The sequence below is a fragment of the Ensifer sp. GW101-20A05 genome (genome assembly GCF_059424735.1).
This window is the reverse complement of record NZ_JBWKZT010000011.1, coordinates 84,917-97,043: the sequence shown is the minus strand read 5'-3', so window position 1 is coordinate 97,043 and position 12,127 is coordinate 84,917. Positions and strand designations below refer to the sequence as shown.

The following is a 12,127-nucleotide window of genomic DNA, read 5'->3' as shown; positions in this document are numbered from 1 at the left end:
TATATCAGAATCTCCTGGGTGTCGAATCCTTTTGTCGACGTGTTGCATTTTGCAATTTTCGAGGGAAAATCGTCATGAATAACAATCGACGCCCCCCTTATTCCAAGCCGGCAATCCTGCATAAAGCTTATGGAGAAGACCGTTCAAAATCAGAGTTGGGTGGCGGCCCAATTCGCCGGAACCAAACTGGTCCGTGAAGGCTCCCTGATATATCTCGATAGTGCGCCGGACGACGGAAGGCGAAATACGCGTATGCCCATCCGCCACGGCCGCGGGTACAATTTTCAACTTCGACGGACAAAAGAAACCAATTTTCCCACTAAATTACTAGGGAATAAGTATGATGCATCGCAATCATCCGGTGCGTACATTCGGGTGGCGACGCGATCCGCGTGACAGGCACAATGCAGGAGTTTGGGACATGACTGGCACTATCATCGGTTTTGGCAAGACCGCGGGACAAGCCCGCCGCGCACGAGGGGCAACTCTGGCTGCCGCCACACTGGCGCTCGCTCTGTCGACGAGCACAGCCGTCTTCGCCGAGGACGCCAAGTTTGACCCCAACGCCTCGATCACCATCGGGTCGCTCTACGAGCCGCAGAACCTCGACAACACCGCCGGCGCCGGCCAGGGCATCAACGAAGCCTTCAACGGCAATGTCTATGAAGCGCTGTTCACGCTGACCGATGCGGGCGACGTCCAGCCGGGTCTGGTCGCCGCGCAGAGCGTCAGCGAAGACGGCCTTACCTACACGTTCAAGCTTCGCCCTGGCGTTGCCTTCCATTCCGGCGACCCGCTCACCGCAGCCGACGTGAAGTACAGCATCGAGCGCGTGACCGCCGAGCATTCCAAGAGTTCGCGCAAGAAGAGCCTTTCGACGATCAGCGCGATTGAGACGCCCGATGACCAAACCGTCGTCGTCAAGCTGTCCGCACGCTCGATCTCGCTCCCCTACAATCTGAGCTACGTCTGGATCGTCAACGATGCGGCAAAGGACCTGAACGCCAGCGAAGACGGCACCGGCCCCTATCGCCTCGACGAATGGCGCCGCGGCTCGTCGCTGGCATTGACCCGCAACGACAAATATTGGGGCACAGCACCGACCAATGGCGAAGTCGTCTTCCAGTACTTCACCGACGCAACCGCACTCAACAATGCGCTTCTGACCGGCGCGGTCGACATCATCACCAGTGTCCAGAGCCCGGACTCGATCGCCCAGTTCAAGGACAATCCTGACTTCACCGTAACCGCCGGCCAGTCGACCACCAAGCAACTGCTTGCCTTCAACGACCGCGTCGCCCCCTTTGACAACGTCAAGGTCAGGAAGGCGATCGCCCGCGCCATCGACGACAAGAAGTTGCTGACCTCGATCTGGGGCGAGTACGGCACGCTGATCGGCTCCTTCGTGCCGCCGACCGATCCCTGGTACGTGGACCTCACCGCCGTCGACACCTATGACGTCGAAAGCGCCAAGGCGCTCCTGAAGGAAGCAGGCTTTGCCGATGGCTTCACCTTCAAGCTCGACACGCCGAACTACGACCCGCACCCGATCGTCGCCCAGTTCATCCAGAGCGAACTCGCCAAGGTGAACATCAAGGTCGAGATCAACGTGATCACCGCCAACGAATGGTACACGAAGGTCTACAAGGCACATGATTTCCAGGCGACGCTGCAGGAGCACGTCAACCACCGCGACATCGTCTTCTACGGCAACCCGGACTTCTACTGGGGTTACAACAACCCCAAGGTTGTCGACCTGATCAAGGCCTCGGAAGCCGCCGCCAACACCGACGAGCAGACCGCCAAGCTCAAGGAAGCCAACACGATCATCGCCGAGGATGCCGCCAGCAACTGGCTCTATCTTTATCCGCAGATCGTTGTTTCGAGCTCGGCTGTGTCAGGCTACCCGGTGAATGGTCTGAACTCGCAGTTCTTTGCCTACGGCATCAAGAAGAGCGAGCAGTAAGCGAAACGACTTCCGCTTTTGGCGGCAATGAAGAGCCCCCGGATCCAATCCGGGGGCTTTGCGTTCCGCAAGCTTGCTTGGCCTCGCCCGAGCCGTTTCGTCCAGTCCGATACAGGCCACACTAAAATAGAGCCGCCGCTCTAGCCTCCCTCTCCGTTTTGATGCAAAAGCCAACTTCTCTGATCGCGGGACCCCGTGAGAAGAAAGGAATGCAGCCATTCTCACCTATCTCGTCCGCCGCTTTGCCATCCTCATCCTGTCGCTGCTGATCGCGGCGGTGGTGCTGTTCGTGTTGTTGCGCCTGCTCCCCGGCGACCCGGCCAATGCGCTTCTGTCCGTCGGCGCCGATGCCGCGCAGATCGAAAAGGCTCGCGAGCAGGTCGGCTCGAACCTGCCGCTCTGGCAGCAGTTCCTTCGTTTTGCCGGCAGCCTCGCCCGCTTCGATCTCGGCACCTCCTTCGTCAGTGGCAAGCCCGTGATCGAGGAGATCGCCGCGCGGCTGACGGTCACCGTACCGCTGGCGCTGATGGGCTTCCTGCTGTCCATTCTGATCGCGGTGCCGCTCGGCATTCTCTCGGCCGTCAAGGCCGACCGCTGGTATGGCGGATTGATCTCGACGGTCTCGCAGCTCGGTATCGCCATTCCGGTCTTCTGGGTCGGCATCCTGCTCGTCACTGTCTTTGCCGTCACCTTCCGGCTGTTTCCATCAGGCGGCTTTCCCCGCCGCGGCTGGCAGAATGAGGGACAGGTGCTCTATGCGCTGGCGCTGCCTGTTCTGACGATCGGGCTCGTCATGGGCGCATCGCTGCTGCGCTACGTGCGTTCGGCGACACAGGATGTTCTCGGCAGCGATTACCTGCGCACCGCGCGCGCCCTCGGCGCCAGCTTTCCTGAAGCGCTTGTTCGCCACGGCATCCGCAACGGCGCCGTGCCGATCGTCTCCATTCTCGGCATCGAGCTTGCCACGACCCTGCTCGGCGCCGTCGTCATCGAGCGTGTCTTCGCGCTGCCGGGTCTCGGCTCGATGCTGCTGCTCGCGATCGAGCAGCGTGACTATCCCAACGTCCAGGGCGTGCTGTTCATCTCGACGCTACTGGTGCTGCTGATCGGCTTTGGCGCCGATCTTACCCAGCGGCTGATCGATCCGCGCCTGCGCGAGCGCGCCGTTGGAGGCAGCGCATGAGCCCGGTCGAGACGTCGGTATCCAGACGGGAGCAACGGCACTCTCTTGCCCTCACCCTCGGGCTCGCGCTCGTCGGCATCAATCTGCTCGTCGCCCTGCTCACGCTGTTCTGGACGCCGTACGATCCTTTGAACGCCTCCGGTGGCCGACTGGAAGCGCCATCGCTCCTGCACTGGCTCGGGACCGACCGGCTGGGGCGCGACCTGCTCACGCAACTGATGATCGGTGCGCGAACGGCGCTTCTTGTCGGCACCGGCGCCGTTGCGATCGGCGCGACGGTCGGCGTCAGTCTCGGCGTTCTCGCCGCCTTTGCAACACGCCTTGCCGACGACGTGATGGCCGCGACGCTCGATATCCTGATCGCCTTCCCGACCCTGCTTCTGGCCATGTTGGTGGTCGCGGCAAGCGACAGCGCCAGTCTGTGGACGGCAATCCTGGCCCTTGGCCTCGCGATCTCCGCAATCGTCGCTCGACTGACCCGCATCCTCGCCAAACGGGTACTGCGCCAGGACTATATCGTCGCCTCGCGAACATCGGGAACCTCTTGGGCCGGCGTCGTTTTTCGCCACGTGCTTCCCAATATCTGGCCGACGCTCTCGGTCAATTTCGCTTTGCAGTTCGGCCTTGCCGTCATCGCCGAGGCGTCGCTCTCCTATCTTGGTCTCGGCGCACCGCCGCCAAACGCCTCCTGGGGACGGCTGCTGCAGGAAGCGCAGGGCACCGTCTATACGGCGCCGATCGGCGCGATTGCTCCCGGCATCGCCCTGGTCGCCCTTGTCATCGGCATGAACCTTCTCGCCGACGGCCTGCGCGACATCGGCGATCCGACACGCGGGAGATCGCGATGACAGCGCTTCTCAACATCCAGGGCCTCCACATTCGCGCCGGCGATAAGCCGCTGGTATCCGATCTCTCCTTCTCGATCCGGCCGGGCGAGCGCATCGGACTGATCGGCGAGTCCGGCTCAGGCAAGTCGATGACCGCCATGGCTGCGACCGGCCTGCTGCCCGTGTCGATCGGCGTAAGCGGTTCGATCGAGCTTGACAGCCAGCAGGTGGTCGGCGCCACCGACAGCGTCATGAACCGTCTGCGCGGCGCTGCCGCCGCCGTCGTCTTTCAGGAACCGCTGACAGCACTCGACCCGCTGATGAAGATCGGCCGGCAGATCGCCGAACCGGTTCGCCGCCGACTGGAGCGGGAGAGCGGCAAGACATCGAAGGATGTCGTCCAGCGCGAAGTCCGCGACCTCATCGACAAGGTGGCGCTGCCGCAGCCGGAACGCATCATCAACTCCTATCCGCACGAAGTGTCGGGCGGCCAGCGCCAGCGCGTCGCCATCGCCATGGCGCTCGCCTGCCGCCCGAAGCTCTTGATTGCCGACGAGCCGACGACCGCACTCGACGTCACGACGCAGGCGGAAATCCTCAAGCTATTGGATCAATTGGTGCGCGAGACCGGCATGGCGCTTTTGTTCATCAGCCACGACCTGCCCGTCGTTGCCCAGGTGGTGGAGCGCGTGATCGTGCTGAAGAACGGCGTTGCTGTCGAAGAAGGGCCCGTCAAGGCGGTCTTCGGCAACCCGCAACACGACTACACCAAAACCCTGGTTGAAGCGGCCCGCCTGTTCGACGAAGCGCTCGGGGCAACCGGATGATGATGCTCGATCTTCAAAACGTCAGCTTCGGCTATTCCCGCGAGCAGACCACGCTCAACGACGTCTCGCTGTCTGTCCGCCCCGGTGTCAGCGTCGGCCTCGTCGGCGAATCCGGGTCCGGCAAGACGACGCTTCTGCGGCTGATGCTCGGGCTCATTCGCCCGACCAGCGGCGTCATTCGCTTCGGCGAGGAGAGCCTCGATACTGGAAACAGTGCCTTCATGCAGCGCTATCGACGCGCGGTGCAGCCGGTCTTCCAGGATCCCTATTCGTCCCTCGACCCGCGCCAGCGGGTGATCGACATCATCGGCGAGCCGCTCAGGTCGTTGCGGATCCCGGGCGATCGCACGCAGACGGTCGCCGAAGCGCTCGAAGCGGTAGGCCTGCCCCTTGACGCGATGCGCCGCTATCCGCACGAATTCTCGGGCGGCCAGCGCCAGCGCATCGCTATTGCCCGTGCGATCGTCGCCCGTCCGCAGATCGTGCTCGCCGACGAAGCGGTCAGTGCGCTCGATCTTTCGACCCGCATCCGCATCGTCGAGCTCTTTAAGACGCTTTCGGAAAAACTGACGCTGGTGTTCGTCTCCCACGATCTCGGCGTCGTTGCCGCCCTTTGTGAAGAAATGATCATCCTGGAACGGGGCAAGGTGGTCGAGAGCGGCAAGACCCGCGACATTTTGGCTGTACCCAAGCACCCCTATACGCAGCGGTTGCTTGCCAGCATTCCGCGCATGCCTGCCTGACAAGGGATTGCACGAAGTTCTTGGGTCCGGACGAATCCGCCTTTACCCCCAAGGACTTGGTGATTCGTGGCCGCATTGATCCAGGACAACCCCTGAGACGCACTTCGTGAGCATAGTGCCGCCGGCCGCAGATACCCTGTGGCCGAACGCCCTGACCGGCGATGTTCAATTTCTTCTGGGGGTCCGGAAATCATGCCTACTCGCGCCATCTTGCCATCTGCCGTCGTCTTTGCCGTACTCGCGGCGCCGCTCGCGATCGCGACGGCGGCAGATCTCTCCGAGCCGAGCGCGGTCGCGGCACCGGAAATGCCTCTCGCCAGCGAGCCGGGCCGATGGATGATCCGCGCCCGCGCGCTGGCCGTCCTGCCCGACGACAAAGCCTCGCTCTCCCTGAATGGCACAGCGCTTGATGGCGAAAAGGTCGGCGTCAGCAATTCCGTCGTGCCGGAACTCGACATCACCTACTTCTTCACCGACAACATCGCGGCTGAACTGGTCCTCGGCACGACGCCGCACACGGCGCGCGGCAGCGGCTCGATCTCCGGTCTCGGCGAAATCGGCAAGGCGTGGCTGCTGCCGCCGACGCTGACATTGCAGTACCACTTCAACGTCACCGACGAGATCAAGCCCTATGTCGGCGCTGGCGTGAACTACACGATGTTCTACAACGAGAAGCCCCGGGGCGATTTCTCGAGCTTCAACATGAAGAACACCTTCGGCGTGGCGCTGCAGGCGGGCGTCGACATCAAGCTCGACGACCATTGGGGTCTGAACTTCGACGTCAAGAAGTTGTTCCTTGAGCCTGAGGTCAACGCGACGCTGCCCGGTGCCGGTGCGGTCAGCGGCAAGGTCAAACTCGACCCCTGGCTGATCGGCACGGGCATCAGTTACCGCTTCTGATCCGTTCGCGGAGCGACGCGAGAAACCGTTTGCGGCGCCGTAGTAGACGCCGCAACTGTAGAGAGGCAGGATGTTAGAGGTGATGAGCCGTGACTGCCCGCGCAAGTTCACCTGACAACTGCCGGCTGCTGGCATGGGATATGTCGCCCAGTGACAGCATGCCGACCATGCGCTTGTCCTCGTCGATTACAGGCAGACGCCGGACCTGTTTCGCCTCCATCAGGTGGACGGCGTGTTCGATCGTCTCACCGGTGCGGCAGTAAACAATATCCCTGGTCATCAAGTCGCGTGCCGTCATCGAAGCGGGATCGCGCCCATTGGCAAAGGCACGCAAGGCGATGTCGCGATCCGTGACCATGCCGATCAGGCGGTCGTTTTCGCCGACGGGCAAGGCCCCAATATCCTCGTCCCGCATGATGCGTGCGATCGTCTTGATATCTGTTTCGGGAGAGATCCAGCGAGCGCCGGGATGCATGGCTTCCGATATTTTCATCGTACCCTCCTGTGCTTGAAAGCGGCGGAGAATAAGCTGACATCGTGGCCATTCATTGATCCACTGGCGACAGACGATTTCTATTGCAGCTCGAGAAGGAAATAGGTCGTCGGACCGGAGGGAAGTTTGTTTGAGAGACGGAAGGCGACGGCGCCCTTCCCCTTCACGACGGGCGCATGCACAGTCCCATCGAGACCAACAGGCGAGACGCTCCAGCTCGCAGCGCTTCGCTCCAGCGAAAGATCCACATAGCCTTCCCGGATCCGGACGGGCAACCGCCCGAAATCCTCGATCACCTTCTCTTCGGTGTCGCGAAATGTCATGCCGGTGTTCTGCGCATCGGTCGCAAAGATCAAGAGGAAACGGCGGCTCTTGCTCAGGGATGCTTCCGCATCGAGGGCCGAGACCGCGATCAGCCCATTGCCGTCGGCCCCGTCGATGCTCAGGACCCCGAGATCGATAGGCTCGCGTAGCGACGAGAAGGCTGCTGCTTCGGTCGCGGTCGTTGCAACGCGCAATTGCCCGGCAAAACGGTTCAGCACGATCTCGCCTGTGCTGCTCTGATAGATGCCGGCATCGATGTTCGTGCCATTGTCCGCCGGAAGCGCGCCGCTTTGGCGCAGGCTTTCGAGCAGCGCTTCGTTGTTTTGCTGACGTGGTTGCAGTACGGCAGGTGTTTTGTCGAGATCCTTTACGTCCTCAAGTCCGATCCTCCCGACGAGCGCGAGGTCGGTCAGATATTCCGGCTCCCGCGCCTGCATGTCGTCAGATAGATCCTCTTCACCACGCACGGCAAACGGGACGGTTACGTCCGATGTCGCAACGTCCCCGCGGCGGTAAAGCAACGCTGCCAGCGTCTCGCCGGCACGGGCGACGGGATCGAGGGCGATCGCATAGGGAAGCATTGCCTTCTTGTGTGCGAAGGGCTCGCCATAGGTAAGAACGATCGGGCCGTGACCATGGCGGCAAAGCGCATCCCAGCCTTGGAGCGCCGCATAGGCCGACATCGCCAGCCCCGCCTCGAAGCGGTAGCGGTTCCAGAAGAGATGATCGTATTCGCTGATCACGAAGGGCCTGCCGAGCCAGCGCGCTGCGGCGATCATCCGGATATAGTTCACCCCGTCGGCAATCGAGCTGGCCTGGGTGGTTTTGCTGCCCGGCGCGTAGCCGCTGACCCAGTCGTGATAGGTATTCATGGTCACGGCTTCGAGGTCGCGCCGGCTGAGCGACGCCTGGATCGTCGGCCAATTGTTGTAGTTGCTGATCAGGCCGCGGTAGCCAAGCCCGCGCAGCACCTCGCTCATTCGTGCGGTTGTGGCCCGTTCCGTCTCGATGAAGAAAGCCTGCAGATCCCGCAGACGCGCGCTGTCGCCGTAGCGGTCTGCGGGAAGCTCGACCGATCTCGCCTCGATCGTCTCATCGGAGCGAAGATCGGGCCAAGCCTTGGCCAAAGCTTCGGTGGAGCCATAGCGTTTCGCCAGCCAGTCATTGAAGGGCTTGGCGAGCAACGGATCGTAAGGCGCTTTTCCCGGCCGATCGTGCACGACAGCGTCGAACTCCATCCCGTTCTCGTTGGCGAGAATGACGACCGCCAGGGCATCGTCGCGGATGGGCGCGACGCCCGTATAGGGGTTCACGCGCGCAAGGATCGTTTCCTGCATGCGCTTCCAGTGATCGAACGCCCGGTCATCCACAAGCAGCTCGAGCTTGAGGTTTCCTCCATCGTCCCAACGGTCGTCAAAGCCGCCATAGACGCCGCGCAGCGACGAGAGGCCATCGACCATCCAGTAGATGCCGTTGCGCTTCAGCGCCGCCAGCAGATACTGAATGCGGTCGAGGGTCTCGGGGTCGTAGTCGAAATCCCGGTCACGGCCGAACATCAGGCTGGCATCGACGAAATGCAGTCGAGCGAGATTGTAGCCGTGCATCGCCAACTGCCGGGCGTAGCGATCGGCCGTTACGTGATCGGGAAACCCGCCGGACGCCGGGCTCCAGGCGAGTGACGCGCAGAGCATCCTTTCAGGTTTTTCGGGCGAGCTCGCGAACGCGAGTCGGCCATTGGTGCCTGCGACCAGGCGACGATCCGCATTGATCGTCCCGTTCGGCAGGAAAGATGAGAAGTCGAGAGGGCTGCCAGCCTCTAGTTCGAGTGAGACTTCGCGCAAGGGAAGCCACTGATCCGATGCGCGCATGGGCGAACCGAATGCGAGGAGCATTGCCGCAGCAGCGAACAGCCGACGCCCTATCACGCCGGGGCCCCGAGCAGCTTGCTCTCGATTGGCGCATCAGGCTTCCGGCGCGCCCGGAAGAAGCCGACCGGCAGGGCCGCCGCATGGAAGAACCAGGCAACGACGGTGTAGAGCCCCATGCTGATGCCCCCCTTGCGCAGGCTCATGAGCCCGACGACGCCGGCGAGGATCGCAAGGACCACGCCGAGCGCGAGCGCCCTGTTGGGCATGAAAAGCAGCAGGCCGAGCGAAACCGCCCACCAGAGATAAACCAGAGCCCAGAGCTTGAGCTCCGGCAGCTCCCTGATGAGCTGCAGGAAATAGGGCCGGCCAAGCGATGCGCGCAGCAGCTCGCCAATGCCGAACAGATACTTACTCTTCCAGCGGCGGACGAGCAGCCGGTAGGAATTGTCCGTGTGGCCGAAATGCTGGACGAAGCGGCGGTCGAGGCGATGCAGCTTCCAGCCGGCACTGCGCAGCCGGATACCGAGGTCGAACTCCTCGTAGCCGTGGAGATTGCGATCGGAGAGGTAACCGACCGCCTGGATCGCCGAGCGGCGATACAGGCCGCCGCCGTTCATGCGGTCGATCGCGCCGATGCGGTTCTCCGGCGCATTGCGCGTTACTCGCCGGGCAAATTCGAGGTTGGAAGTCAGCATCTCCTGGACATGACCGGTGACGCCGCCGACCTTAGGATTGTCGGCCAGGAACACCTCGGCAACCTCAAGGAAATCGCTGTCCAGAAGCATGTCGCCATCGAGCAGGCAGATGTGCTCGTGGCGGGAATACTGGAAACCGAGCTGCGGACCGATCCCGCAACTTGGAAGCGCCGGCGGGCTGATCTGGGCGATGACGACCGGATAGCGGGAGGCAATCTCTATGGTTCTATCGGAGGAACCGCTATCGGCAACGATGACCTCACCGCCGACCGTCTTGAGGGCGACAAGCGCGCTCTCGATGTTCGCGGCGATGCGCTTTTCTTCGTTCAGCGTCTTGATGATGACGGATACTGCCACGCATTCTCCTCATATCAACAGCGCGTCGACAACCGCGCCCAAGTCGCGGGCGATCTTACCCGCGATATTTTGCGTTTTGGTTTACCGCCCCAGCAAACGCAGCAATGGCAACCGATAGCGAAAGAGGAACCAGCCGCCGAAGACGCCGCAGACACCACCGAGAAGCTTGACGGCGACATCAGCCGCCCGCGCATGGCGATCCGCCGAAATCATCTGCAAAAGTTCGAAGCCGATCGCAGTGGCAAGCACGAGAACCAAGACACGCACGAGGTGCTTCGGATAGGCGATCGCGAACAGCAGCCCCAGCAGGCCGAAAGCGCCGAACCGCTCGAGATGAACGAGATGCCCGATGCGCGGACGCAATTCGAGGGGAGACATCGTCGAATAGGCGATCACGGCAAAAAGGAGCCATGCGAAAAGGCCGGCGGCGCGTTTGAGGTTCATTGTCAGCTTGTCTTCCAGGCGGCGTGCAAGGCACGGCAATCGTCGAACGGACCACGACGGCGCCCGCCTGCCCGTCCAAACGTGCAAGGCGCGCTGTCGTACTTGATTGGCGAAGACACGGGCAGACGCGAACGTCGGCCTATTTCGCCAGCAATGCGCTATACACCGCCGCAGTCTTTTGCGCCACGTTTGTCCAACTGTAGGTAGCTTCCGCGTGGGCCGCGCGCTCCCGCACATCGTCATCGCTGAGTGGCGCAGCAAGCTTTGCGGTGATGCCGGCTGCAAGCGCATCGATATCGCCCAGCGGAAAGTACTCTTCGGGCGCAAGGTCCAGTTCCCGGTTGGGAATGATATCGCTTGCCAGCAAGGGCAGGCCGTAGGCCATCGCCTCCAGCAGCGCGATCGGCATGCCCTCATGGCTTGAAGGCAGCACGAACAGGGCGGCATTGGCGAAGAGTTCTGCCAGTCTATCGCCGGACTGGAAGCCGGTAAGCACCACCCCCGGCACCTCGGCGGCGAGGGTTCTCATCTCTCGGACATAGGGTGTCTCGAACTCCGCGCCACCGGCGATCACGAGCCGAACATCCGTCAGCCCACATTTCGCAAAGGCCCTGATGAGATCGAGCTGCCGCTTCTCCGGAACCAATCGTGCGGCGAGCAGGATGTAGCATCGCGGCGCCAGGCCAAATTCACGCAGGATACCGGCGTTGCCGGAGGGCAGCGTAATCGCGACACCATTTGGGACCAGCGTCATCGACACATGGTGGCGCGCGCGCATGGTCTGGACGATATCCTGCGATATCGCCACACGCCCATTCGAGAACCGCATGCCGAAGAACTCACCGAGCTTCAGCGTGCGCCTGGCAAAGGCGCCCCATTTCTGCCGGTCGTAGTCGTAGCCATGATGGGTGACGACAACCTTCAGTCCGAAAACGCGTGCAAGCGGCGTCATCAATGCCGGGCCGATGGCGTGGATATGCAATACGTCCGGTCGCCGCCAGGCGGCAAGACATACGCCGAGGAAGGTGTGAACGAGCGCCTCCAGCGCCATGCGGCGCGGCGACCAGAGAGGGATGACCTCGACCCCGTTCCAGGCGTAGCAGTCGCTTTCCTGAAGATAGCGCCGACGCCCGACGACCTCGACATCCCAGCCGTAGCCCAGAAGTTTGCTGGCGAGCATTTCGACGTGTTTCTCGACACCACCCTGAACGTTCGGAATGCCGCGCAAACCCAGCATCATCACGCGCTTGCGCTCGCCTCTGGCGGCAACAGCTCCACTCTGGACGGCCAGAGCCCGCTGCCTTCCAGACAGAGCCGCGCCGCGCCGGGGCATCTGCGCGCGTCCCTCGGACAGCCCGGATTGTGCGATCTCCTGTGCAATCACCGGCTGCTGGCGGTGACTTCGCGAGACATCAGAGTTACTGCTCATGCGTCGCCTCGAAGGTTGTCCGTACCGGATTTCACGGCGAAATACTTATCAACCAAGTAAATATTTCATTG

Annotated in this window: 11 protein-coding genes; 6 read left to right on the top strand and 5 right to left on the bottom strand. The window is 62.2% G+C overall.

All coding sequences use genetic code 11. The features are described from left to right. The first annotated feature begins 421 nt into the window (after nucleotides 1-421). The 6 genes from AC070A_RS24140 (at nucleotide 422) to AC070A_RS24115 (ending at nucleotide 6,446) form a co-directional block, all read left to right on the top strand. Nucleotides 422-1,966, top strand: coding sequence for an ABC transporter substrate-binding protein (locus AC070A_RS24140; protein ID WP_113736581.1), 1,545 nt, complete (start codon nucleotides 422-424; stop codon nucleotides 1,964-1,966). A 217-nt stretch (nucleotides 1,967-2,183) separates the two neighbouring features. Beyond that, nucleotides 2,184-3,149: an ABC transporter permease gene (locus tag AC070A_RS24135; protein WP_057251520.1), complete on the top strand. Its 966-nt coding sequence runs from the start codon at nucleotides 2,184-2,186 to the stop codon at nucleotides 3,147-3,149. Next, nucleotides 3,146-3,997 (top strand): ABC transporter permease, encoded by an 852-nt coding sequence (locus AC070A_RS24130; protein WP_112994687.1) that lies wholly within the window; start codon nucleotides 3,146-3,148, stop codon nucleotides 3,995-3,997. The genes AC070A_RS24135 and AC070A_RS24130 overlap by 4 nt, the downstream gene beginning before the upstream one ends. Continuing rightward, on the top strand, nucleotides 3,994-4,803 hold the full coding sequence (locus AC070A_RS24125; protein WP_057251518.1) for an ATP-binding cassette domain-containing protein: 810 nt from the start codon (nucleotides 3,994-3,996) through the stop codon (nucleotides 4,801-4,803). The genes AC070A_RS24130 and AC070A_RS24125 overlap by 4 nt, the downstream gene beginning before the upstream one ends. Further along, complete coding sequence (locus AC070A_RS24120; protein WP_057251517.1) at nucleotides 4,800-5,546, top strand: ABC transporter ATP-binding protein; 747 nt, start codon at nucleotides 4,800-4,802, stop codon at nucleotides 5,544-5,546. Before AC070A_RS24125 ends, AC070A_RS24120 begins: the two co-directional genes overlap by 4 nt. 192 nt (nucleotides 5,547-5,738) lie before the next feature. Next, on the top strand, nucleotides 5,739-6,446 hold the full coding sequence (locus tag AC070A_RS24115; RefSeq protein ID WP_063891513.1) for an OmpW/AlkL family protein: 708 nt from the start codon (nucleotides 5,739-5,741) through the stop codon (nucleotides 6,444-6,446). A gap of 73 nt (nucleotides 6,447-6,519) precedes the next feature. Here AC070A_RS24115 and AC070A_RS24110 read toward each other — a convergent pair whose 3' ends face one another. The 5 genes from AC070A_RS24110 to AC070A_RS24090 all read right to left on the bottom strand — a co-directional run bounded on the left by AC070A_RS24110 (nucleotide 6,520) and on the right by AC070A_RS24090 (nucleotide 11,867). Beyond that, entirely contained in the window at nucleotides 6,520-6,939 is a 420-nt protein-coding gene (locus AC070A_RS24110) for a CBS domain-containing protein (protein ID WP_057251516.1), read from the bottom strand. An 80-nt stretch (nucleotides 6,940-7,019) separates the two neighbouring features. Continuing rightward, nucleotides 7,020-9,131 (bottom strand): glycoside hydrolase, encoded by a 2,112-nt coding sequence (locus tag AC070A_RS24105; RefSeq protein WP_492383884.1) that lies wholly within the window; start codon nucleotides 9,129-9,131, stop codon nucleotides 7,020-7,022. Between the two features lie 53 nt (nucleotides 9,132-9,184). After that, entirely contained in the window at nucleotides 9,185-10,183 is a 999-nt protein-coding gene (locus AC070A_RS24100; protein ID WP_057251515.1) for a glycosyltransferase family 2 protein, read from the bottom strand. 81 nt (nucleotides 10,184-10,264) lie between these two features. Beyond that, nucleotides 10,265-10,627 carry a VanZ family protein gene (locus tag AC070A_RS24095; protein ID WP_057251514.1) on the bottom strand — a complete coding sequence of 121 codons (363 nt, stop codon included), beginning with the start codon at nucleotides 10,625-10,627 and terminating at the stop codon, nucleotides 10,265-10,267. Between the two features lie 139 nt (nucleotides 10,628-10,766). Beyond that, on the bottom strand, nucleotides 10,767-11,867 hold the full coding sequence (locus AC070A_RS24090; protein WP_492384398.1) for a glycosyltransferase family 4 protein: 1,101 nt from the start codon (nucleotides 11,865-11,867) through the stop codon (nucleotides 10,767-10,769). Nucleotides 11,868-12,127: the final 260 nt, after the last annotated feature.

What these genes read in the sequence shown, in the direction of transcription:
- AC070A_RS24140 (WP_113736581.1), top strand. Translation starts at nt 422, where the DNA reads ATGACTGGCACTATCATCGGTTTTGGCAAGACCGCGGGACAAGCCCGC.
- AC070A_RS24130 (WP_112994687.1), top strand. Translation starts at nt 3,146, where the DNA reads ATGAGCCCGGTCGAGACGTCGGTATCCAGACGGGAGCAACGGCACTCT.
- AC070A_RS24125 (WP_057251518.1), top strand. Translation starts at nt 3,994, where the DNA reads ATGACAGCGCTTCTCAACATCCAGGGCCTCCACATTCGCGCCGGCGAT.
- AC070A_RS24120 (WP_057251517.1), top strand. Translation starts at nt 4,800, where the DNA reads ATGATGATGCTCGATCTTCAAAACGTCAGCTTCGGCTATTCCCGCGAG.
- AC070A_RS24115 (WP_063891513.1), top strand. Translation starts at nt 5,739, where the DNA reads ATGCCTACTCGCGCCATCTTGCCATCTGCCGTCGTCTTTGCCGTACTC.
- AC070A_RS24110 (WP_057251516.1), bottom strand. Translation starts at nt 6,939, where the DNA reads ATGAAAATATCGGAAGCCATGCATCCCGGCGCTCGCTGGATCTCTCCC.
- AC070A_RS24105 (WP_492383884.1), bottom strand. Translation starts at nt 9,131, where the DNA reads ATGCGCGCATCGGATCAGTGGCTTCCCTTGCGCGAAGTCTCACTCGAA.
- AC070A_RS24095 (WP_057251514.1), bottom strand. Translation starts at nt 10,627, where the DNA reads ATGAACCTCAAACGCGCCGCCGGCCTTTTCGCATGGCTCCTTTTTGCC.
- AC070A_RS24090 (WP_492384398.1), bottom strand. Translation starts at nt 11,867, where the DNA reads ATGATGCTGGGTTTGCGCGGCATTCCGAACGTTCAGGGTGGTGTCGAG.